The sequence below is a fragment of the Nostoc sp. TCL26-01 genome (genome assembly GCF_013393945.1).
GTDB lineage: Bacteria > Cyanobacteriota > Cyanobacteriia > Cyanobacteriales > Nostocaceae > Trichormus.
The window spans coordinates 1-25643 of record NZ_CP040299.1; the positions used below are offsets into that span (position 1 = coordinate 1).

13 protein-coding genes are annotated in these 25643 nt (G+C 38.6%); 5 read left to right on the top strand and 8 right to left on the bottom strand.

Going from position 1 to position 25643, the window contains the following annotated elements; genetic code table 11:
• Positions 1-11292: a Calx-beta domain-containing protein gene (locus tag FD725_RS32200; protein WP_218653201.1), complete on the top strand. Its 11292-nt coding sequence runs from the start codon at positions 1-3 to the stop codon at positions 11290-11292.
• A gap of 269 nt (positions 11293-11561) precedes the next feature.
• On the opposite strand, the gene FD725_RS30275 is transcribed toward FD725_RS32200, so the two are convergent.
• Positions 11562-12485: a LysR family transcriptional regulator gene (locus tag FD725_RS30275; RefSeq protein ID WP_179051907.1), complete on the bottom strand. Its 924-nt coding sequence runs from the start codon at positions 12483-12485 to the stop codon at positions 11562-11564.
• A gap of 82 nt (positions 12486-12567) precedes the next feature.
• Here FD725_RS30275 and FD725_RS30280 point away from each other — a divergent pair, with 82 nt between their 5' ends.
• From FD725_RS30280 to FD725_RS30290, 3 genes are read left to right on the top strand one after another with little or no spacing between them, the layout of a single operon-like run.
• On the top strand, positions 12568-13290 hold the full coding sequence (locus FD725_RS30280; RefSeq protein WP_179051908.1) for a type 1 glutamine amidotransferase domain-containing protein: 723 nt from the start codon (positions 12568-12570) through the stop codon (positions 13288-13290).
• Positions 13290-13925 (top strand): NADPH-dependent F420 reductase, encoded by a 636-nt coding sequence (locus FD725_RS30285; RefSeq protein WP_179051993.1) that lies wholly within the window; start codon positions 13290-13292, stop codon positions 13923-13925. The genes FD725_RS30280 and FD725_RS30285 overlap by 1 nt, the downstream gene beginning before the upstream one ends.
• 58 nt (positions 13926-13983) lie before the next feature.
• Positions 13984-14883, top strand: a complete 900-nt coding sequence (locus tag FD725_RS30290; RefSeq protein WP_256872030.1) for a hypothetical protein — start codon at positions 13984-13986, stop codon at positions 14881-14883.
• 30 nt (positions 14884-14913) lie between these two features.
• Here the strand turns inward: FD725_RS30290 and FD725_RS33020 are convergent, their stop codons facing one another.
• The 6 genes from FD725_RS33020 to cas10 are packed head-to-tail and all read right to left on the bottom strand — an operon-like array spanning position 14914 to position 23320.
• The gene (locus tag FD725_RS33020) at positions 14914-16248 is read right to left on the bottom strand and encodes an SAVED domain-containing protein (RefSeq protein ID WP_179051909.1); all 1335 of its coding nucleotides are present in this window, start codon (positions 16246-16248) and stop codon (positions 14914-14916) included.
• A 36-nt stretch (positions 16249-16284) separates the two neighbouring features.
• Positions 16285-18216, bottom strand: coding sequence for an RAMP superfamily CRISPR-associated protein (locus FD725_RS30300; protein WP_179051910.1), 1932 nt, complete (start codon positions 18214-18216; stop codon positions 16285-16287).
• Positions 18216-18650 carry a hypothetical protein gene (locus tag FD725_RS30305; protein ID WP_179051911.1) on the bottom strand — a complete coding sequence of 145 codons (435 nt, stop codon included), beginning with the start codon at positions 18648-18650 and terminating at the stop codon, positions 18216-18218. Before FD725_RS30305 ends, FD725_RS30300 begins: the two co-directional genes overlap by 1 nt.
• A 2-nt stretch (positions 18651-18652) precedes the next feature.
• Entirely contained in the window at positions 18653-19711 is a 1059-nt protein-coding gene (gene cmr4 / locus FD725_RS30310; RefSeq protein WP_179051912.1) for a type III-B CRISPR module RAMP protein Cmr4, read from the bottom strand.
• Positions 19712-20866, bottom strand: a complete 1155-nt coding sequence (locus tag FD725_RS30315) for a type III-B CRISPR module-associated Cmr3 family protein (protein WP_179051913.1) — start codon at positions 20864-20866, stop codon at positions 19712-19714. It lies immediately after the preceding gene.
• Between the two features lie 3 nt (positions 20867-20869).
• Positions 20870-23320, bottom strand: a complete 2451-nt coding sequence (cas10, locus tag FD725_RS30320; RefSeq protein WP_256872031.1) for a type III-B CRISPR-associated protein Cas10/Cmr2 — start codon at positions 23318-23320, stop codon at positions 20870-20872.
• A 68-nt stretch (positions 23321-23388) separates the two neighbouring features.
• On the opposite strand from cas10, the gene FD725_RS30325 reads away from it, so the two are divergent.
• Positions 23389-24458, top strand: a protein-coding gene (locus FD725_RS30325) for an ISKra4 family transposase (protein ID WP_179051842.1) whose coding sequence is annotated in 2 segments (ribosomal slippage) — positions 23389-23545 and positions 23545-24458 — 1071 coding nt in all. Because the reading frame shifts where the segments join, the coding sequence is not laid out codon by codon here.
• Here the strand turns inward: FD725_RS30325 and FD725_RS30330 are convergent.
• A complete protein-coding gene (locus tag FD725_RS30330; RefSeq protein WP_256872032.1) occupies positions 24451-25341 on the bottom strand; it encodes a type III-B CRISPR-associated protein Cas10/Cmr2 in 891 nt (296 codons plus the stop codon). The genes FD725_RS30325 and FD725_RS30330 overlap by 8 nt on opposite strands.
• Positions 25342-25643 lie beyond the last annotated feature (302 nt).

Genomic DNA, 25643 nt, shown 5'->3' on the forward strand with positions numbered 1-25643 from the left:
ATGTCTAATTTTCAACCAACTGCAAGCTTAAAACTAGCTATCAACTTACTTACAGAAAAGCAAAAAAGTCTGACATCTTATCTCACTGCTTTGGGCTTATTGGGCAATCAGCAAACCTTACAGCAGTTAGAAGCTAAGTTTACTCAAGCATTTAATAAGGTACTAACTGATCATCAAATCTTAAAAAGTAATGCAGATATTGCTACGGTTAGCTTTCAACAAATTGAGAATAAATTAGAGTTACTCACTGATAATTATCAGATTGAAAAGGAAAAATATGACTCCCTTACGTCTCGTCGGCTAGAATTAACTAATTTAGGAAAGATTTTAACTACTAAAAAACAAGCTTTGGAGTCTGGATTCACTAAAAATCAGGCGGAAATTAAAACAAGTTTTGACTTGATTTCTCAAAGAATTGAGACGGCAAAAAATAAGTTAATTAATGAAACTAATGCTGTTGTTAAGGCAGGTATTCAAAAGGAAATTAATGGGTATTTGATTGAATTAGAGAATACACAAGAATTACTTGCTGTTAAAAACTCTGATTATCAGAAGCAGGTAAATTTATTAACTTCTCAAATTACTAAAAATTCTGCTGATTTAAAATCCTTAGAACAGAACGCTATTCCTACTCAACAAAAGGAATTAGCCACAGTGGAAAAACGTCTGACTGATGCTAAATCTGTTTATAATCAGCAGCAACTAGTTAAGACTAATGCAAATAGTGCTTTACAGAATTTTGAGAACGTCTATGCAACATTTTTTGGTATTGCCCCAAAAAATCAAAGTTTTAGCCCTAATTACGCTCTGAAATTTGATGGAGTTGATGATTATCTAGAATCGCCTTCTTCAATTATTCCGACTCAGGGAACTAATCATCCATTCACAGTTTCAGTTTGGGCAAAGATTGATCTTATTGTTCAAGCAGGGTTATTTGAATTAGTATCTCAAGGAACTTCTGGTAATGCCTTTTATCTAGGTGGACTGGGAGGGAAAATCAGAGTTGGAGATACTTGGTCTAATACAGGTGTGAATGTCCCTAGTGATGGTCTTTGGCATCTTTACACAGTAGTTCGTGACACCAACAACACTCATCTTTATATAGATGGAGAGTTAAAAGCATCAAAAGGTTCAGCCATTGCTAATCCGGCTAACACGAAATTTTGGGTGGGAAGACAATATCTGGGAGGAGAATTTCCTAAAGCAACCATTGCTGATATCAGTGTATGGAACACTGCTCTCAGTTCCACCCAAGTTCAAACAATGCCTAAAGGTTTTCTCTCTGGTGGTGAATCTGGTTTGGTAGGCTACTGGAAATTAAATGAGGGGACTGGCAATATTGCTAAAGATAAATCTCTTTTTCAACGCAATTTGACAATTCAAGGAGCAAGTTGGGCATCTGATACTATTCCCGACACTGTAAAGTTACAACAGCAATTTTTAACGCTTCAGGAGTTAGAAGTTAATCAGCAACGGTTAACCGCTTTACAGTCACAAGTGGTATCTGAAGAGTCTGTAAACGTCGCTTTACAAGGTAATACTGTCCAAAGTTATGTAACATTAATTCCCCAATTGGGTAAGCAGATTCAGGGATTATCTGATATTTGGTTAAAGACTTTACAGGATAATCATGATTTGACAGTCAAGGTTTACAATCAGCAACAAAATTACTCGAAGTCTTTTGATGATTTAACGAAATATATTGAGACTAAACTAGCTGATCCTGATGGAAATTATGCTATTAATGAGGTTCAATTAAATGAGGCGATCGTTGCTTATGATATTCTCGGTCAGCGTCGAGATGCTTTAGCAAGAAGTGTGGGTGATACGGAAAATGTAGTTTCTTTATTGTCTGCACAGGTTAAACAGGTTGACGAGTTAAATCAGAAGATTAAGCATATTCAAGATTTGACACAACTAGAATCATTTTATGCTAATTTAGATGAGGCTAAAATTCGTTTACAATCAATTAATAATGCTGATTATGATTGGGTAAATACAAATATAGTCAAAAATGTCGAGTCTTTATTTTTAATTAATAAAAATCTTGGCAAGCAACAAGTTGCTGATAATTTACAAAAAGTATTAAGTAACTATACAACGTTTTTTAAATCTCAAAATCAAACCTACACTAATCTTTATCAAAGCTACATCAGTGCTGGAGATCAATTAAATATAGATTTAGCGGATATTAGTAATCGAAGAAAAGCAAAAGAAAATGAGCTTATTCAAAAATATAAAGCTATTCGGAGTGATGTTACAGGAAATTATTATTTTTTGACATCAGCTAATTCTTGGTTTAAAGCACAGGCAGAAGCAGTAGCGGCTGGAGGGAATTTAGTAACAATTAATAACCAACAAGAACAAAACTGGATATATCAAAACTTTTTAAGACAAAAGTATTGGATTGGACTCAGCGACCATCTAAAAGAAGGAGAAATGAGATGGATCAATGGTGAACCTGTTAATTATACAAATTGGATGCCAAATGAGCCTAACAATTTTTCGGGAAATGAAGATTTTGTCTATACAGATGGGAATGTAAATGGTCTTTGGAATGATTCGCCTGACTATTCAATAATTAGAACTCGTAATTTTCAATACCCATTACAAGGAATTGTGGAGTTCAATTTTCAACAGTATGACCAACAGGAGAAAGCTGCTAGAGATAAAGCAGTAGCCGCAAAAAATACTGTAAACAATACTCTGCAAAGTTTACATGACCAGGGAATTAGAGTTTTAACCAGTGCAACGACTCAAGCACTAAGTCCTTTGTTGATTAGCAATCTGTCTGACGAGATTAACCAACAAGTATCTGACTTAGTAATTCAGATTGACTTACCTAATCAGAAACAGCAAGAGAAATCTTTAGAGACTTCATTGCAGACTTATGTTAAGCAGAAACAGGCTGTTATTGTTCAATCTGGCATAAATGATAAAGCTATTGCCGATCTCCAATCCCTTCGTTTAGAAACTGCTTATCTAATATTAGAAGCTAATAAAGAACCTAACAAAGTACAAGCCTATTTGCAGGAATACTTTAGTCCATTTGGAACCGGGACATTTAACGAACTTATCAATACTTTTTCTGGAGGTGGATTTACTAATGATACGACATGGAGAGATGTGGGAGATTTTGCTGATGTTAATGGTGATGGTAAACAAGATTATATTGTCCCTTGGAATAACTCTGGAAAACGAGCGTTAGCTGTTTATTTAGCTAAAGGTGATGGGACATTTAATGAATTTATCAATACTTTTTCATCAGGTGTATTTACTCCTGATACGACATGGAAAGATTTGGGAGATTTTGCTGATGTTAATGGTGATGGTAAACAAGATTATATTGTCCCTTGGAATAATTCTGGAACAAGGGCGTTAGCTGTTTATTTATCTAAAGGTGATGGGACATTTAACGAATTGATCAATACTTTTTCTGGAGGTGGATTTACTAATGATACGACATGGAGAGATTTGGGAGATTTTGCTGATGTTAATGGTGATGGTAAACAAGATTATATTGTCCCTTGGAATAACTCTGGAAAGCGGGCGTTAGCTGTTTATTTAGCTAAAGGTGATGGGACATTTAACGAATTTATCAATACTTTTTCATCAGGTGTATTTACTCCTGATACGACATGGAAAGATTTGGGAGATTTTGCTGATGTTAATGGTGATGGTAAACAAGATTATATTGTCCCTTGGAATAATTCTGGAACAAGGGCGTTAGCTGTTTATTTATCTAAAGGTGATGGGACATTTAACGAATTGATCAATACTTTTTCTGGAGGTGGATTTACTAATGATACGACATGGAGAGATGTGGGAGATTTTGCTGATGTTAATGGTGATGGTAAACAAGATTATATTGTCCCTTGGAATAACTCTGGAAAGCGGGCGTTAGCTGTTTATTTAGCTAAAGGTGATGGGACATTTAACGAATTTATCAATACTTTTTCATCAGGTGTATTTACTCCTGATACGACATGGAAAGATTTGGGAGATTTTGCTGATGTTAATGGTGATGGTAAACAAGATTATATTGTCCCTTGGAATAATTCTGGAACAAGGGCTTTAGCTGTTTATTTATCTAAAGGTGACGGGACATTTAACGAATTTATCAATACTTTTTCATCAGGTGTATTTACTCCTGATACGAAATGGAGAGATTTGGGAGATTTTGCTGATGTTAATGGCGATGGTAAACAAGATTATATTGTCCCTTGGAATAATGGTGGAACAAGGGTGTTAGCTGTTTATTTAGCTACAAAAAATATCGAATTCATCCGCGACACATACTTCCCTGAACTCAGCAATCTCACCACTCTCGCCACCCTACAACAACAAATCACCAGCCAACTTACTCAATCTCAACAACAACTTGAAACCGTTAAAAACACCATCACCCAACAACAAGCCGCCGCAAATGCTGCTCTTTCTCAAGCTAACTGGTACGAACAAGAAGCCCCTACTTTCTGGGAACGCAGCCATAAACAAGGTGCATTTTGGATAGAATATCGCACTTATAAAGAAAAAAAATGGTACGGACGTAGCAAGACAAGAGTACAAGAAATTCGTCACGTTGATCATGATTGGATCATCTGGGATACCTACACCAAACAAGCTGCTAACCTCAAACAATACGCCGCCGATCTCCTCAAAGGTGTAGAAACTAACACAACCCAACAAAACACCGTCACCACAATTCTTACCCAGTGGAACGCTGCTAAAAGCATTGCCGATGATGCACAACTAACCTACGACCAACTCCTCAGTCAACTTCAACTCCTCGAAGCCGAAAGACAACTCACTCCCGAAAAACAGGCACAACTTGCCACTCTAGAAAAACTGCTCCCCACCCTCAAAACTCAACTCGCACAAGCACAAAAGGAAGTCACTACTGCTAAAGCCAAAGTTACCCAAGAATGGGGAGAATACCAAACCAGTGCTGATACTTATCAAACTGCTCTCAATGACATCCTGAAACGCAAAGCTACCCTAGAAACCCAATCTCAACAACTACTACAGGAAATCAAGGAAGTTGAACAATGGGTAAGCTCACAAACCACCGCCATTGACACCGAAATTCAAACAACTACTACCCTCAAACAACAATTAAAAACCCAACTGGATGAAATTGCTAAAAAACTAGTAACCAATTCTACCAACAATGACCTACTCAGTCAAAAAACCCAACTCCAAGAAGCCATCCAGTTACTAACCCATAAAGAAACTATTCTCACAGCCCAAAAAGCCACCCTTACCCAAAAACAAACCCTTCTCACAACCCAAAAAGACGTTATCCAAAATGAACAAAAACTCCTCCTTGCCTATCTAGTCAGTCCCGACAACGACACCAGTAACCTAGAAAAGTTACTCCAAGACAGTCGTGCAGCCCTCGCAGAAGCACAACGCCTAGCCCAACAAGCGGAGGCTAGTAGTCAGGTTTTAACAGCCTCGATGGAAAACTTGCAAACCTTCTTACAATTGCAAAATGATAAATATCTCACCGCAGTCAAAGATAAACAAAACGCCTTAAAAGCGATACTTGATGCAACCGAACTCAAAGAAAATTACACCCTCAAAGCAGCGCAAAAACAAGAAGAACTTAACACCCTCTCAACACAAGCCCTGCAACGCTTGAAAGAAGCTAGCGACGCAGGCAGCAAAGAAGCTAAAACCCTTCTGGATGTTGCTCGGAATAAAAATATTGCTACTGCTGCTGAACTCTATTACAAAGATTACAGCGACTTAGCCAGCGATAAGGGTGGCGCATGTGCGGCAGGTCTTGCTCGTCCAGAAGACCGCATTTTGGCAGATCATTACTATGCCGAAATGGTCAAATACAAAGACTTAGAAAAGTTGTCTCAACAACAAGCGAATCAATTTGCTCAAATTCGCACTACCGCAGAAACCCAGCTAGAATTTCTCAAACAACAGCAAAACCTAGCCAGTAAAGAATTAGCTGATTTAAAAGCTAGCATTGGTAATACTCAAAATATCATTGATGCTCAAAAGCAAGCTTTAAATGTTGCTCAATTGCGAGTTGAGGCTCTTTCGGAACTGCGAAACTGGACAGAACAAACCCTTAACCAAGTCCTGCAAGTTGAAAAGCTGAATTTAGCACAGGCAAAAATCGAACAAACCATTGCCCAACAGCGCCAAAACGGGATTGACGATGCCATAGCACAACAGTTAGAACGCGATCGCCTATCCATTGACCGCCAAAAAGCGATCGCCACTGTCAAACTAGAACAACTTACCCAAATCACAGCCGAGGACACCTTACAACAAGCATTAAATGATCTGCGTTCTGACTTAGGACTTACCCCCATTGAAGACTTTATTCAAAAAGCCGAATGGAAGGCAGATTTAGCCGGCATCTTAGTTGATATTGAGGCATTAAAACAGAAAAAAGAATTCAGCACTGATCTGAAAAACCTCTTAAATGCCACCTCTCAAGACATTCACACAGCATTACAAGGTAAAGAAGCGAAAACCATTCAAGATAATCTACTGAAAACAACTGATGCACTGATTAAACAGACAAATAGTTATAGTAGTGCGATCACAATTCTACAACAAGAAGAACAAACCTATCTTACACTCCAACAAAAAGCGACAACTGACTTACAAGGAGCAACTAAACTATTACTCGCTGAGATTGAGAAGACAGGTAAATTAGATAGCGAAAAGCAGTTATTAACTCAACAGAATTTAGAGGCATTGTATAAAGTTGCCAATGCTAAAAATGCGGGCGAAATTTCTACTGGTTTAGCCAAACAATCACTAGATATTCTCAATCAAATAATTGATGGCAGAATTCAGGAACGAAAAATACGGGAAAAAGCATTTGTCAATGAGCTTTTAGGAGCAGCAACTTTAGTAGTCGCAGTTGTTGCCACTGTTTTGACAGCTGGTGCAGCCGCAGCTGGTGCAGGATTAATAGGAACAACAGTAGTAGGAGGAGCAACTGTTTTAGGTGTATCAACTACAACGATTTCTTCTCTTGCCAGTACATTCAGTCTGATTAGCAGTTCCCTTAGTGCTGTTCAATCAGCATATAACGGAGATTGGGCTGGTGCGATTTTTAATGCAGCTATGGCTTATGCCACCTTTGAAATTAATGCTATAAATACCGAACTGGCTCAGAATGCTGATGTTGTGAATGCCACAAAAGCAATTGATGTTGCTAAAAAAGCTGATAATGCCAAATTAGTGACTGAATTGACTCAAAAGCTAGAAAATTTAAAATATACTTTATCTCCAAATTTACTGGACTTAAAAAGATTTCAATCTGTCGCTCAAGGCTCTTATAATGCTTACAAGTATGCCGAAACTGGAGATACCAAGCTTGCACTATTATCTGGCATTCAAGGACTTGCGAATGCAGCATCGTTAGGAATTGCTGACCTCAAAGATTTAAGTAAGGTTTCAGATGCTCAAAAATTCTTTATTACTGCTGGACAAGTTTCCCTTGTAACTGCTGAAGGTGTAAAGGCAATTGAAGATGGAAACTGGTTAGAAGCAGCCAAGGCTATAAGCAGTATTGCCAGAACAATTGATAAAAACTTTGCTCTTGGACTAGGGGAAGCAGGCAAGAAAGAACTTACAGATATAACTGGATTAAAATGGGAAGAAATCCAAGATTTAAGAAAACTAAGTTCAGCTTTATATCAATCCATTAATAATGAAGATTGGATTAAAGTCATTCAAGCAGCAGGTAAAGCAATTAATCTTGTTGATGATAGCTTATTAGGTATTGATCTAGAAACCGAATCCCATGAAGCAATTAAAGAATTAACAGGCTTTGAGTGGGCAGAAATCGAAACTATAATTCAAGCAGGTGGTCAGATAGGAGTTGCTGTCAAGGAACACAATTTAGAAACAATTACTAAATCCGTTAAAAGCATTGTTAACGTTTGGGTGAATGACGACAATCTCAAAGCTGAAGCTCAAAAAATCACAGGACTATCATGGGCAGAAATCCAACGGATTACTAATACTGGAGAAGCTATCAATAAAGCTATTGAACAAGGTAATACCGCAGCTTGGATTAAATCTAGTAACGAACTTCTTGGACTCTGGCAAGGTAATCAAACTCTTCAGAACTTCTTGAAGTCTAAGATAAATTTAGAATGGAAAGATTTTGAGCAAGTTGTCAAAGCAGGTCAATCTGTTGCCAGTACTTTGAATGATCAAAATGCTGAAAATTGGGGGCAATCAATCAAACAAATTTTAAATATTTGGTACGATGATGCCACCTTAAAAGAGAAACTATCTAAAGTATCAGGACTATCTTGGGAGCAGATTCAAAAAGCGGAAGAAACTATTTCAATCCTGAATAAAGCGAATTCACAAGGTAATACCTTAGCTTGGGTAGAAGCCAGTAATAAGTTTCTGAGTATTTGGTCAACTGACAAAACCTTGGCGAATAAAATTAAAGCCAATACAGGTTTAGATTGGCAAGATTTTGAAAAAATAGTCAAGGCTGGTCAGGCTACTGCGATCGCAGTTAATGATGAGGATTTAAAAAGCTGGGGACAAGCTGTAAGATATGTTGCAAATATCTGGGTTGATGATGCAACTCTGAAAAGCAAAATAGAAAAGGCAACAGGACTGACTTGGACACAACTAAACAAAATAGAAGAAAGTATTCAAGAACTCAATAAAGCTACAAAAGACAACAATCCTCAAGCCTGGAATACTGCAAGTGATAACATTCTGAAAATCTGGAAAGATGATAATGCTTTTGCCACAAAACTCAAGGAAGTTACTAATTTAGACTTTGGAGACTTAGAGCGAATTGTCAAAGCAGGTCAAGTATCCGCTATTGCTATTAATAGTAATGAATTAGCAAAATGGGGACAAGCCATCCGGCGAGTTGTGAATATTTGGGTTGATGATACAACACTAAAATCTACAGCAGTAGACCTGACTGGTTTATCTTGGGAGCAACTTCAGAAACTTGATCAGACTGTACAAAAAGTAAATACTGCTCTAGATAAAAATACAACTCAAGATTGGGTAACAACCAGTGATGAGATTCTGACAATTTGGAAAAACGATACTACCTTAGCCGAGAAACTAAAAACCTATACCGATTTAGATTGGCTAGACATTCAAAATATTGTCAAAGCTGGACAAGAAACAGCTAAAGCCATTGACCAAAAAACAATAGCTCAGTGGGGAAATGCTATTAAGAGTGCTGTCAATATCTGGGTTGATGATAAAACTCTCAAAGCTCAAGCCGAAAAAGCTACTGGACTAACTTGGCAACAATTAGAAAATCTTGCACGTACAAACAGACTAATTGCTCAAGCGCGAGAGGAAGATACTTTAGAGACATGGAAAAAATCAACTGATGAAATTCTAAACATTTGGTCGAAAGATACAGTATTGACTCAGAAGCTTAAAGAAAAAGCAGGAATAGAATGGAAAGATGTCGAATATATTGTTAAATCTGGTCAAGCGATCGCAACAGTATATCAAGCACAAACATTAGAGAATTTGACCGCAGCCATTCAGCAAATCGTGTTCTTTGGCAATCAAGATACTAAACTAAAGGAGAAAATAGATAGTCTTGTAGAAGTAGAATGGAAAAAATTAGAAGCAATCAGCCAAAAAAATCAGAAAATACAAGAAGGTTTAGTTCAACAGCAGCAAGAGATTTGGGTCACAACTAATAAGAACCTGATAACAATTTTGGAGGCTAGTGATTCTCTCATTCAATCAAATGTTGCACCTATTTTCATCAAGACTATTCCTAATCAGGCGGTAACAGACAATAAATTATTCACATTTACCATTCCTGAAAATACTTTCATTGACATAGACAAAGCAGATATTCTAACCTATTCGGCAACTGATGTGAATGGTAATGCACTTCCTAAATGGTTGACTTTTGATGCGAAGACAAGAACTTTTAACTTTAATGGCACTTCTACAGATACCAAAAGTTCCATTCTAGATATCAAACTTGAAGCAAAGGACAGTAAGGGAGCATCTTCTAGTAAGGTATTTAGTCTAAATATTATTAAACCCGGTGTAATCACTTTTAATGCTGCTAACTATAGCGTCAATGAAGATGGAAAAGCTATCACTGCCATTACCTTGACACGAACTAACGGCAGCGATGGAGCAGTGAGTGTGACTTTAACCCCATCTAACGTCACTGCAACTGCACCAGCCGACTTTAATAACACTCCAATTGTGGTTAACTTCGCTAACGGAGAAACCAGCAAAATTGTTACCATTCCTATTGTCAATGACACTGTATATGAACTTAGCGAAACCGTTAATCTTTCCCTCTCTAACCCCACCAACAGTGCAACATTAGGAACACAAAAAACCGCAGTCTTGACAGTAGTAGACAATGACTTAGCCAATGCTCCCAAAATTAACATTACTAATCCCACCACTGTTATTGAAGGACTTGATGCTAATGCCATCTTTACGGTAAATCTCTCGGCAGCTAGTCCCTATCCTGTAACTGTTAAATATACTACCGCTAACCAAACTGCGATCGCTGGTAGTGATTACACAGCAACCAGTGGTACTCTCAGCTTTGCAGCCAACGAAACCAGCAAAACTATCACTGTTCCCATTCTCAATGACAACCTCAATGAAGCTGAGAAGACCTTTACGCTGACATTGAGCAATCCGACAAATGCAAATCTGAGTAATAGTCAGGTAGTAGCCACTATTAGCGATACGTTAACTGCCAGTATCACCACCACTTTACCAACTCAAGTGGAAAACCTGACTCTCACAGGTAGTGCTGCTATCAACGGCACAGGAAATAGTTTGAATAACACAATTACAGGTAATGCGGCTAAAAATACAATCTCTGGAGGAGCTGGAGCTGATATTCTCACTGGAGGGTTAGATGCAGATCGCTTTGTCTACCCTGACTTTAAAGATTCGCTCTTAGCTGCACCCGATCGCATTACCGATTTTAATCCATCTGGGGGCGATCGCATTGTCGTCAATACCCCAACTTCACTGCCTACCGCACTCTTCAATGCTGGTATTTTCCCCACAGCTAGCTATTCTACATTGAATGCGGCGGCGATCGCTGCTTATGCAGATGCCAATCCCAATATTGCAGGAACACAACCTTTAGCCGCTAACCAAGCTGTCTTCTTTGGCTGGAATGGAGGTACTTACCTATCCGTCAATGATGGTACTGCTGCATTTAATGCTAGCAGTGACCTATTCATTAACATCACAGGTATGACTGGCACGTTAACTACTGGTTCGTTAACTACAAACAATTACTTTTCTGTTTGATGACTTTCTGTGAAAGCATAAGGTCAGCAACTTGCTCATCTTATGCTTTTTGTGACAGGGGAACAAAAAATAAGGAACCCTTATCTTTTATCCGATATAATCTACGATTAATACCTTTTTCTCTTGTCCATTGTTGTATATGTATAAATTTATACGTATTTAGTCTAAGTAAAATGAATAGTTAGTTTTTATTCATCCCATTTAAGACTCTTAAGAGCGCAATTATTACTGAGACGAAAGCAAATATTAAGTTCAAGTAGCCACCACAATTAAATTACACTGCTCACTTGTGTCATTAATGCTCGCAGCCACTCATCAGCAGGTAGATTATCTGTGCTTTGATGCCAACGCATAAACACCGAAAAACCTTCCAGTGGTAACGGGACTGGCAACAGTTTTAACGATTGACTCTGGGAAAATGTCTTGGCAACTCGTTGAGGTAGAGTTGCTACTAAATTACTTTGAGCGAGAATAAATGGTGCTATGAGAAAATGCGGTATCGAAATAGCAATATGTCGTTGAAGATTTTTTTGTGTCAGTAACGTATCAATACGTCCGACTCGATCTTCTTGAATAGAAACCAGCAAATGGGACTCTCTGAGATATTCCTCTAGAGAAAATTCACTGCCAATGTTGGGATGAGCCTGACGGCAGACACAACTATAAACCTCATGAAACAAAAACTGTTCTTTGTGTGATGAACTTTTTTCCGGAAAAAGTCCACATACTATGTCAATTTCTCCCTTGTCTAATAATGAGAGCAATTTTTGACGATCGCCTGCTCTGATTTGCAGGCTGATATTAGGTGCTATTACTTGTACAGTTTGTACTAATCTGGGCAACAATATAAATTCTACATAGTCTGACATTCCCATCACAAAGACGCGATCGCTGGTTGCTGGGTCAAAGTCTGGTTGTTCTAATAGGGCTGATTGAATTTGTTGCAGGGCGGGACGTAATTGTTGCGCCAGAGCTATGGCTTTGGGCGTGGGGGACAATCCTGTGGTTTTTCTGACAAATAATTCATCCTCCATTAAATTGCGTAACCGAGCTAGAGCATTACTGGTTGCTGGTTGGCTTAACCCTAATCTGAGGGCAGCACGAGTGACGTTCTGCTCAGTCATCAGTGCATCAAAAACTACTAGCAAATTTAAATCTAGTCCCGCCATATTGATGTGGTGAATATCACTCATATAAATTATCCATTGGACAAATATATGATGCCCGATCCAGGATGAATTTATCACTGTGGTCGTAATTAGGACATCGTTTTCCATGAGCAAGCAGATTTTAATGATTGTGGCTAACCCTTCTATATCGACTACTTTGGGTGTGCCTGTGGGGTTTTGGGCATCAGAATTGATACACCCTTACGATGTATTGACAAAAGCTGGCTTGCAAGTAGTCATTGCTAGTCCCCAAGGGGGCAAAGTTGAATTTGATAATTTCAGTGATCCTCGTGATGCTTCTGGTTATTCCCAAGATGACACGCTGTCACTGGAGTATATTCAGCAGCTCGAATTTATGAAATTGCTGGAAAACACACCGGCGCTCACTAATCTCAATCCAGATGATTTTGATGCAATTGTGGTGTGCGGTGGGCAATCCCCCATGTTTACTTTTCGTCAAAATACTGCTTTGGTGGGTCTGTTCTGCAAATTTTACGCAGATGCTAAACCAAGTGCGGCTTTATGTCACGGTACCTGTTTACTATTGGAAGCTACGCTGGCTGATGGCTCTCCTCTGATTCAAGGTAAAACAATCACGGGGTTTGCTAATAGTGAGGAAGATTATGCTGATCACGTTGTTGGTCAAAAGGTTATGCCATTCCGCATTGAAGATGAAGCCAAAAAATTAGGTGCTAACTTTGTCTCTCAAGAAGCTTTTGCACCTCATGCTGTCAGAGACGGATATCTGATCACTGGACAACAACAGAACTCTGGGACAGCGACAGCCAAACTGGTTTTAGAGGCGTTGGGTGTTACAGGAATCTCATGATGAAGATTGCATTTATCGGTATTGGACAGGTAGGTTCTGCATTAGCGGGTCAATTAGTGACGTTAGACCACACCGTAACTATTGCTGCACGCAACCCTAATTCAGATAGTGTCAAAACGGCTTTAGCTAAATATCCGGCATTACAAGTTGCTTCTCCTCAAGAGGCGATCGCTCAAGCGGAGATAATTTTTTTAGCTACTCCATTTAATGCTAATCAAGCGGCTTTAGCGGAAGTTGGTGATTTATCTGGCAAAATTCTGGTTGATTGCACTAATCCTGTGGGAGCAAATCTGACTCACGAACTCAAAAGTGAACAATCCGGTAGTGAACTGGTTCAAAGTTTTGTACCTGATGCCAAAGTAGTTAAAGCATTTACGATTTATGGGTTTGAAAACTTTGAAAATAATACCTATCCTGGTTATGGGGATCTCAAGCCTGTGATGTTAATTGCTGGGAATGATACAAGTGCAAAGCAAGTTGTCTCTACTCTCTGCCAACAACTGGGTTGGGAAGCTGTTGATGTGGGCAATCTTTCTATGAGTTTGCATTTAGAACACATGACTCTGCTGTGGATTCAAATGGCCAGAGTTCAAGGTCGGGGAGCTAATTTTGTCTGGGCGATGCTTCAGAGGTAAAGTAGCGGCGTAATTTTGCCAATGGCGATCGCATTGCTTAGTTGCAGGCGATCGCTTTATGCTGCTAAAAAATAACTTTGATATGGAATTATTTTTTATGCACCTGGAAAATTTGTATAACTTAGCTGGAGTCTGGCTAATTCAGATTTCGGGATTATTCATGGCACAAACACCTACGCAAACTCCATCAGATCCTAAGCCATCAGTCTCACCAGTAGCTGATGTGGAACTGCTGAAAAACCAAATCCAGTTTCTCCAAGATGCCAATACACGTTTAAATAATAGTTTCGGTAGTTTCGTCGGTGCAATTAATCTTTCGTTTGTCGTGTTAGCTTTAATTTTGGGAGTAACTGGAGCTATTAGTGTTTATCTATTTAGCCAAAGTCTCAAAGAAGCACGACAGCTAATACGTGAAGAGGTTGAAAAGCGATTACAAGTATCAGTTGGTGAAGTTGTTGGGCAACAAGTTAATAATTTACAACAAATTTTAGAGCGAGAAAAAGTATTAGGGGCAATATCTATTGATTATATAATTCCACAAAAACAATCAATTGCACCAGATGATTATCCAGAAGAATATCAATTATTGACACAACGAGGTTTTCAAGCAACACGAATCGTCGATGCTGCTAAACGCATTAAGGTTTCGGGAGATGTAGTTATTCTAGACTTGGTGAATTACCAGTTAGTTACAGATACAGAAAAAAGTAATTTACAGGAAGCAGAAATTAATAAAGTAGTAGAAGAAAGAGTAGCAGAACAACTTCAAAAAATTCTTAATGCGCTACCCAATAAGGTTGTTTTAGTAGTTTATATTCGTCCTGGCAAGCAAAGAATAAATGCTATCGATGGACTATCTCAAAAAGTTAAATATTATGCGTCAGCAAATACGCCTGTCAATTTAATAGGTACTGTAGTTGATTCGGCTTATGTTGCAGATGCTTGGAAAAAATGTTAAGTCATCTGCTTGACTTCAAATCGTTTATTTTTAACCTGTACTCACTTTTAGCGCAGGCTGATAATTTCTAGGGGCTACAAGTTCATAACAAACAACATCACCAATTAAGCGTAATCGCTGACCTAAAAATAAACAAAAACCTACAGGAGCAAATAAAATTAAGTGAATACAATTAGCACGGTATTTATGACGATAACGACGGATCAAATCCTTAGCATCTAACGCTAATGCAACCGCATCTGCATCTGAATTTATAGCTTGTGATCCAGTGCCGGAAACTGGTTCTGCGTAAACCGTAGCACTGAATGGAACTGAAGAATTTTGTAGAAGTTGTGACACATCTAATAATGGATTGCCAGTGATACCCAATGCGATAACTAAATGTTCTCCAATGACACCACTTTCTTCTACTACTTGAAACTTTGCATCTGATGGACTCGCATCTGAACGCCACAAATTTGGTTTTCCTGCGGTTGGTTGTTGTTCTACTCGCAAAGTATAACCCCTGGTATCGGGGAATAAAATACCAATTGCTACTGCTGCTGTTAAAGTATGTCTCCCACGTATATCAATGATTGATCCTGCACGTTCCTGAGCTAATTCTTCCCTTGCTTTCTTTAAACTCGGTAAGAGAATGTTATCCCAAGTTGCTTGGTCGGCAATTTGTCGAGGTTGAGCATCTCTATCAAAATACTCTGTCCAGTCAAGTTCTACAGCGGGAGAATAATTGTCAATCGGTTTCGACCACCCATGCACCCATAAGCTGGGATAAGTATCATTATTAACATCAAAAAACCTTTTTTTGAATAGTACAGGGACGTTAGCTTCGTCAATTCCTACCATTGAGATACCAGTAAGCGCATAGTTATAGGCAAAGTCATAGTCTTTACCTGTACCCAGTGCATCATAAAAGCCCACAGCAAATTCAATGGCAGCGCGATCGCCTATCGGTTGATTCATCCCAATGACATAATTAATATGCTGGCGAATAGCTTCTGCTTGGACTTCTGAGTAACAAGCATTGAGCAATACACATTCTACTTGGTCTGCAAATAGTTTGAATAGTTCAGCTAGTGCTGTAGCCTTGACAAGTTTAACTTGACCAGTTTCATCGTCAAGCACCAAACCTTGCTCACCTGCACCATGTCCAGAAAAGTGAACTATTTGAGGACTTTCTTCTAACACGGCTCGACGCATTTCTCTAGCTGTGACTGCCCAACGTGGTATTAATTCCAATTGATCACGATGGCGAGCGCGGCGCAAAGCATTTTCTATTTCTCGCACTTCTTCATCAAGGCATAGACGGCTGGTTTGTTGAGGATTAGCTGCAAGAATGAGGATGCGTTTTTTGGGATTAGTGTTCATAGGTTGATAAAGCTGCTTATGCTTGATTATTGTCAGTTAGGGATATACAAGAATTGCTCCATTTAGTTTTTTTAATTCATTAGCAAATAATTGGCGATCGCTATTATTTACACCGAAAATAGTTACAACCTGGTAAGCTCGTTTGTCTGAGGGAAAATTAGATTTAATAACCACAAATGAAGGAATTTCTAATTTACCACCTACCCAAGGATTACCCTCTAATACACCTTTGCTGGTTTCACGCTCTCCTTTATATCTATTACTGCTGTAGAGTAGTTCTAATGCTTGACCAAGAACTGCTAGTGTACTTCCGTTTAGAGACCAATCTCTAATGCTTCTTGGATGTGTCATACCTGAACAAGGTACTAAATAAATATGTGCATTTTCATTTAAAACATCTTGATATCGTGCTTTTGGAGTACCCGGTTCACCATCTCTTGGAGATTGCTGAGGAGCTTGTACTTCTTGAAATAAATTATTTATTTTACTTAAGTGCTGTTGCCAAACTTCTGTATTAGCAATTAATTGAAAGTTACTTAACTGCCAATAGCATCCCCGCAGTCTACCATTATTTCTATGAAGTGGTCGTCTTGCACCCCTACCAATACCTGCAAGATGAGAAGATAGTTGCAAAATTTTTTCTATTAACTCTAAATGTTGTTGTTCTTTTGCTTCTAAAATTATATTTCCTTTGTAAAAGTCCGGTATAGTAGACCCATTTCCTTTTATTTCTTGCCAGTTTACCCCCATACGGTAACTACCTTCTATTGCTCTAGGTTTGACATCACCAGATAACTTGCCTTCTAAAGTACCAAATAACTTGCCTTCTAAAGTCTTGCACTCTTGAGGAGAATAAATTCCCAATGCGATCGCTCGAAACCAATAACGCAGCATTCCCCGGATCGCAGTAGGTCTAAATTCTGGTATTCCTTTATAATTATTAGCTTTTGTAGGTGGCTCAAAACCATACATTCCCTGCGTCCACAGTTGAAATTCATGCTGACTTTGGTATCGCAGGCTGGTATCAAAATTCAGACGACCATAACCTGTGCTTACTCTTGAACCAATTCCTTCTAATAAAGCTTGTTGAAGCCATTGTTTAACTATTTGCACGTCATCTTGATGTTTTAAATTTCGGCTAGTTAAAGCTATTCCAATTACTAACTTAGGTTTTTCCATCGAAAGTAAATGATGGGGAACCGCTCCATATTTAACTTTTTCCCCTTCCCATTTCCATTGTGGATTAGCTATATCTAAACTTAAACAAGGTTGAGTTGGAAAAGCATCCAATATTTGAACAGTTCCTATTGATGCTTCATCACCTTCTAAATAACCTAAAGTTCTATCGATGTCGGCTACTTTGACTTTATCTGGATTTTTTTTAGCCCATGCTTTAATAGCTCCTTTGAGACTGCTAGCAGGTATATAAGGAACTCCATATACTGGGTGCAATGCGGGTAATAGCAAGTCTTGAAAGCCTCGCATTCCACCTACTCGCAGCCGCCAAGGAAATTCAACCTCTAAAGTTTCATGGGCTAGAGTCTTTATTCTTTCAAGTAAACACTTATAAATAGGCTCGCAGGTTTCCTCAGCTTGTTTTACATCTTTTAACACTAGTTTGATATCTTTAGCATCCTTATCCAATTCTTCAAATTTTAGAACTTGAAGTGGGCTTTCTATAATAGCTTCTTCTGGTATATCAAGCCTACAAATAATTTGCTTGCGTTTTAGATTAGACGGTAATTCATTTTGAATTTTTTGCCATTGACGATTAGCCTGTTCGACTTCTTCTTGTGTAGAAAATACTAATATAATACTTGTTGTATCAATACTTTTTAAGCGGCTATCTTTTATGACTTCATAAAATTTTGGTGGTTGAGGTTTTCGCTTGCTTAGTTCTATGATAAATTCTTCCCATTGCTGCTGAGGAGTTCGGTTAGGGTTGCGATCGCGTCCACTATAACTCATTATGAATCCTCCGCTTCTCCTAAAACCGCAGCTGCCCAAAAAGACCATTCTTTAGCAAATTGAATGGCCAAGTGGTTAAGCCCTGTATACTCTCTCAAAGGCATACGTATCAAAGTTTTTTCATCATCTGGATTAAAATTGTGTTTCTCACTAAACTCTTTTAGGCTGTGTAAGAATTTCTGATAAACCTTACCTTTGTAAGTTGTATCTTCTGCTGTGCCATTGAGAAACTTTTTGGCATCTCCACTGAGGCGATGTAATCCCCAAGTAGATATGTAAGCGGGGAGTCCTTGGATTAATCCGCTAGCTTTTTTGTGATACTTTTTCTCTAAATAAGTTTTGTTATCTTTGTTACTTTTCTGGTCTTTTTTATCTTTAAAACTCTCCAATGCTGTATAAGCTTTTTTACTGAAGTCACGTGAATCTAGTTTCATTGCTATCTATCCTGATTTATTGTATTAACTACAGTTCTTAACTCTGCCCATCCCCTTCCCAAACTCTCTAAGCCTCCAAATTGAAGTTTTTGTTTATTTAATTTATTTTGAATTTCTTGACGAATCTCGGTATCAGTTTTGTCTTTTTTGATTTTTTCTTCTTGATTTTGTTGATCAGTTTTTTCGGTATCTATTTCAAACTTTTTAGGTGGCTTTATACCCCACGGGAAAAATAATACAGCTTCGGGTGGAATTGCTTCTTCAGAACGAAAAGAACCCCCTTTAACTGTTTTACTCTCTTCTTCTAATGCAACTCTTACCTCACGTTGCAATCCAATCTCTACTAAAGCGGCACAATCTTCATCTGTTAAAACGATGAGTTTTTTACCTAAATTACTAATCAAAGAGTTATCCTTGAGCAGTTCTTGTAGTTGATTGAGAAAATATTGAAAATTTATTTTTTCTAAATTCGGTTTGGTCAAAATTGCTGTTTGCAAATAAAGTTCTTCTGTCTCAAAACTTACTATTGCCGATTTGGATTTATTATCAGATGCTTTATTATCTACTGGCTGAGGAGGATTTGGCTTATTAGGTACTGGCTTATTAAGTACTGGTTTATTATCTGTTGTTGTTTTTTCTAGTGGTTCACTATCTGCGGGTTCATCATCTTTGAGAATATCATTGCATTGAGCAATCAGTTTTGCAATTTCCCCATCCCCTATCCAGCGATTCCAACGCTCTAGCCACAAAGGACAAGTTATCCAAACAAGATGATGACTCAAGGAAGCAATGGGAAAAAATAATAATGTGGCATCTGCAAACCATACCTCACCTTCTGTTGGTTGCTGTCCGTCTTTGATTTTCTGACCAAAAAATTTGGCTGCTGCGTCGGCATATTCTGCTTCTAGTTCAGCGCGAATTTTACCGCGCAATGATGAAGCGGGTAAATAGGGAAATTCGGTATGAACTTCACGCGCAATGCCCATTAAATTACCTTCGTTGGCACTCCCACCTGTATGCAGTGGCGTGAGTAAATATAGATATGTGAGATAGTTATTCATTTATCTTATTCCCCATAAAAGTTTTCCATAATTAAGCTTTTGAAAAGTCTCCAACCATTGCCCACCTTCTTTTGGTAATACCTGCAATTTTTCAGGTAATTTGCCATCAAATATATACACTGTTCCTGGTGGAACAAAAGCTCGTTGAGGTAAGAGTGCAGATTCCTCCCTTGTTTTGTCGTCCATCTTCTTACGCAGTGTTGAGACACCACCCCAGAGTAAAGCTTTGTCAGTAGCACAACCTTTTAGCTCCCAATCTTTTGGCTGTTCCTTCTGCTTCTTCCAATCTTGGGGATAGGCGCTGTATCTTGTTTCTGCAAATAGTGCTAGTCCAGGAGTGAGGAGATAGGCAAAGTTTGGTAGTGTTGGAGAGCGATCGCTTTCAATTGACTTAAATTGTTCTTTATCGCCTACAATCAGATCAAGTTGTTTTTTCAAAGTTGTATCTGCTTCCAGAAGCGATACCAAAGCCCGATGTCCTTCACCTCCCAAGCGGACAACACTTTCAGTTGCTAAAATCTCCCCACTCAACGCCGCGATAAAACACCATCCATCTTGCAAACGGACGGCAACCTCGGTAAAGTACCCATCAGCATCTTTAACTTGTCGTTTATCAGTTTGCATTTGGATATGAGGTAAAACCTGTGTTTTCCAAGGATTTTCGTGAAAATCTTCTTTATGCCAATCTTTACTAGGTTTTTCACCTTTAAGATAAGCAAACAGTGCTGCGGCTTTTATCCAAGGTTGAGGAGGACTGATATTCCCATTGAGAATTAGAGGTGGGATTTGCTCTTCATCAAATGCTAAGTGCATCCATGCGTTATCTTGAGGGATGGGTTGCAAGCGTTCAATCGCACTCCAATTATCGCTCTTTGTTTTGCGGTCTTGTCCTGTAGGATATAGACAGAATAAATCTTTGGGTGTGGGTAGCCATAGGGTATCTTTACTGTCTAATAAAAAGGGGCCGAGAAAACTGAGATGGCGTTGAGTACGGTTTTCATCATTGGTTTGTGGTAAAAGCGATCGCAAAGCCTGAAATACTGTAATTGGCATCGGTGGAAATAGTCCCTTTGCCCAGGAACCGTCACCAGGGCTAAAAGGTTTGCAATCTCGAAATAAGAGTAAATCTAGGGGAGTGATTTTATACCAGTGCATATATTATTTTTCACCCCATTTCCACCGTTCTACTCGCTTATCGACCCAAAAAGCGGTAAATCTCAAAAGTTTAGCTAAATCTTCGGATTCAGTACCTATGGGTTCAGACTGAATTTCTTTGGCTTCTTTAATCCAGTATTCCAAAGTTTGTTTATCCCATTCTTCTAGTTGTTCTAGAATTTCTTGAGCTTTTTTGCGCTTCTCAGGCTTATCGCTTTTTTGTATAGTTTCTTTAGCCCATTCTTTTAAGGTTTTTTCCGCCCATATTTTGAGAGTTGATTTTGCCCAATCTTCCCATTTATCTAACCATTGTTCGATTTTTGCAAATGTTTGCTTAAGTTCTTTGCTGTTATCGCGGCTGTCCATAATTACTCTCGCCGCTTTGGAAAACAGTTTGTAATCTTGAGTGATGGAAGCACGGTGGGGAAGTTCTTCGGCTAACCGATATAGTAGGGGACTAAGTTTGTCTTGGTATTTTTCGTATTCATTTACCCAGCCCCACCACGCTTCCAGTAACTCACCCTTCATCAGTGCTTCTAACTGGTTTCCACCACCGTAAATCACGCGAAAGCAAATACCATCTTTACCAGGGATTTTTTTCGCCCTCTCTCCTTCTGCTTCCCATAAACTTTCTAGAACAGTAGGAAGAGGAACACTTTTATGAGCAATGATTATGCCCATGCTCATGGTTGCACCCTTCCCCATTGTAAAATGCGGGCGTTTGGGTAATCCTTTTACTTTATCAGTAGGATGCCAATAGCCAGTGGCTTTGTTTTCATCACCATTGGGAGAATGAATAAATTCTTCATGTGGATCTTTACTACCACACCAAGCTGCACGCAGAGATAAGATATATTCTGGTAAGTCTTCTAGAGGTAAGACTACTTTCACATCATCACCACCACTGTAAATGACACGGCCACAGAAGCGTTTTTCTGTTAAATAGGGGACAAGACGATTAGAAAAGTCTAAAAGAGCGCGGTTGAGTCCTACATGGGTTGCTGGCCCCATGCGTTTATTAGCTTTCTCTAAAAGTTCATTAAATAGATGAGCGTTAAAATTTTCACTGTTTTTATTAACAGCATCTTCTTCAAGATAAAACTTGTATGTTTTGAGTGTATTTCCCGAAATATAATTCCCCATACCATCGCCATCGGCGAGAATAATCACCCACCAATCGGCGGGACTACTTTCACCAAAACCTGTATCGCGGTGTGCTTGGGCGACTAAATTTTTGAGTTCACCAACATCGTCACCTTTTAACCCCATGTCGTCTGCCAACCATTTCCCAGAGAACATGACACCGTTATAATCCTTGCGGAGATGGGATAATTTTGTTTTTATTTTTGTGTCTGTTTTGCTAATATGAAAAGGTCGTCGAGTTTTACTATAAAAATCTCGTTTTTGTTGTTTATATATTTGCAAATTAGTCTTTTTGATAAGTTGTTTATTCCAATATTGCTTAAGTAGTGTATTTAAATTATGCCAATAAATTTCTAGTAATTCGGGATGCTTATGAGCAAAACGAGCGGCTGCAATTGAACTTACATTAGGAAACCTAATTAACTGTTCATAATCAATTTCTGGTACATCTATATCAGTTTCAAATTCTTGAGCATCTTCTTCATTGAGTAAAGATTCTTCAACAATTTTTACTCCCAATTTTTCTGCAACTCCACCATAAACCCACGCCATCCGTTTGGTAAGTTCTAGGGCATTCAACCTTTCAGAACCATTAAACAATCCAGGAAATGCCTTAGATATCACAAGTCCAAATAAACGCATTGAACCAGCAGGTGTCCCGGCTCCTTCTGCGAATTTGGTATAGTTAAACCGAGGATGGACAGCGCTAAATTGTCCTGATATGCTGGAACGTTCCCCTGGTGCAGTGGGAATTTGCCAATTCCGAGTATTTTTGACTGCAACTAGACATAAGCGTAATCTTTGTTGTAAACTTCCCCACCAAGTCCCTACATTCAGTGTGTCATAAACATTTACTTCAGCCTCGGAAGGTAAATCTATGAGAGATTGGGAGATTTCTTGTTGAACTTTAATCCATTCTTGTTCAAAAATATTATTTTCTTTATTTTTGATTAATGGTAAATCTGGACTTCCTAAAGGAACAGCAGCCCAATAAGGTTCCCAAGTATGCTTTAGTTGTTCATCCCAGAGTTTATTCCATTCCCAACAGCTTTCGTGTTGCAAAAGCCTGAGTTCGTGTCTATAGGGTTTGAGAAATTCATCTGGTAATTTAGTTAAATCACCAAAAGCTTCTGTTAGCAATTCATCTAATTTTGTAGTTGGCTTTTTTAAATATTCAACTACTCTTTCTCTAATACAAAGTCGAACTTGTTCACCTATTTTCACCCATTCTTGGGTGAGTTTTTCTTTCAGTTCTTTTCCTAATTTCTGTGCGCCTTCTTTCCCTGGAACTACCACTGTAATCGGGAGCATCCACTTTTGGAAGATATACAGGTTCTGGGAGAATATAACAACAGATAAAACAGTGTGGATGACTTACCATGAACCAGGATAAACAAGAAAGAATCAAAGCCTGTTTACAAGAATTGTCAACACTACTGTATGAAGAAGCAGATAAAAGTAAGCTGACAGACCTCGAAAGTATAGAAAAAACAGTTCGGAGTCAAATATTAGAACTAGTCAGTCCAGAAATAGCCCTTTTTTTATCGAACAAAAAACTGGAACAAAAGTAGGTAAAACCAGGAAAATTAAAAGCTTAGTGGGGGAACTGACTCTTAAAGCCAAACAGTTACAGAAACTGGGTTTGAAGCCAAGAACCCGGTTAAGTCCATTACTTCAAAAGTGTTGTTTAAGGCTGTCAGCTAACGAATCATACCAAAAAGCAGAAATTGAAGTTGAGGCATTGACAGGAGTCAAAGTGGGTCACTCAACGCAACAAAAATTAGTGCTGTCACAAGATTTTCAACTACCATTTGCAAAACAAGCAGTTTCAGAAGTCAGTGTAGATGGAGGAAAAGTCCGACTCAGAGGTAAACCGAAAGCAGGCTGTTACTGGCGAGACTATAAAACCGTTCGTCTGCAAGGGATTTACTATGGTGCGTTTTTTGATGACAACCAATCATTAGTTGATTATGTCAATAGCCAACGTCTGGTTAACCCGTTAGTGTGCTTGGGGGATGGTCATGATGGCGTGTGGAATCTAGTCAAAGAGTTTGGTAAAACAGAAAATTTTGAGCGTTGGGAAATCTTGGATTGGTATCACCTCAAAGAAAATCTCTATAAAGTTGGTGGTTCTTTAAAACGGCTTAAAGCTGCTGAAACGCTGTTATGGCAAGGTCAGATAGAAGAAACTCAAGCTTTATTTCTTCATTGCCGAGGTAAACAAGCGAAGAACTTCATTGCTTATCTTGAAAAACATCGCTCTCGTATTGTCAATTATGCCTATTACCAGGCTGAACAACTTTGTTCTATTGGTTCTGGCGCAGTTGAATCTGCTATTAAACAAATTGGTGCGAGGATTAAAATTTCTGGCGCACAGTGGAATGTTGATAGTGTTAATCACATCCTCTCTATTCGTTGTGCTTATCTCAATGGTTTATTAGCTATTTGAGTCTTTCTGCCAAAAGTGGATGCTCCCCTGTAATCATATTGGGAAATCCAGCAGTACTTAAACTGGTGGAAGTTTTATCTGTAAACCTTTGCACTGGGTCTTTTTTATCTTCTTGAAGGCGTTTAAAATCAGTCGCAAAGTCTGGATACTTTTGGATCATTAACGCATCAATTATTTCCTGACTCCACAGGGAAGGTACAATCACAGCATCGGGGCCTAGCTCTTGGGCAATATACCAGCACAACCGACTACTGAGATAGTGTAATAGATATGAACCTGCCCAAAAATCTAAGAATTTGCGAGAAGATTTGATAAATTCTTGTACGGGTGAGAAGGAGAATATCAATAAATATGGTGTTTTTGAGTCTCCTTTTTCCCATGCTTCTGGAAACATTGCGCCTGTCAGCGCCGAAACGGTACTTTGGTGGCTGTGTAGTGGACAGTCGGGGATGACTGAATGTGCAGGGAATAATAGTTTATCTTGTTGCTCACCTGCTAATAGTTCTGGGTAAAATCGCCAAAACCACCAAAAAACTTCTTGGGCGTTGGTTTTTTCTTTGATTTGGCTAATATTTGGAGCGTTAATTGGAGGTTGTAAGGCTGTAACTTGCTGTTTTTGTCCGCTTATAGGATGACGCACCATAACTTGTGGTGGGTTTTCCTGGGATTCTATGCGATGGTATAAATTAACTCGGTCGGAGGAAGCAGCAATATCTTGAGCGTGTCTACCTATTTCTGCATTGCTATTATTCCCATTCCACCACACGCTTAAATCTTCACGGTGATCATCGAGACATCTTAACTGAGATAATACAGCATCTCCCCAACATTCATATTCTGGCGATCGCAGTAGTGCATATAACTTACGTTGATAGAAGTTCATTTGGGGAATATATATAGTTACAAGGTCTGAAATGATTAATTAGTAAGCATTTCCAGTCTTAGGTAATTTTGTTTGGTGTTAACTTTTAATGTATAAAAATATTACTCTAGCTAAAAAGCTACTAACGTGAAACTACGTCTAAATAAATTTATCTTTATATAAGTACATTTAATTGTGTCTAAATATTTACGTATACTTAAAAAGTAATAATTTTTCTAAGTTTGTATACGGGAGCGGAGGCTACGCCAACAAAAATCAAATAGGAGTTCTATAAATTGGTTTGCGCTGCGCTTCACCCAAGC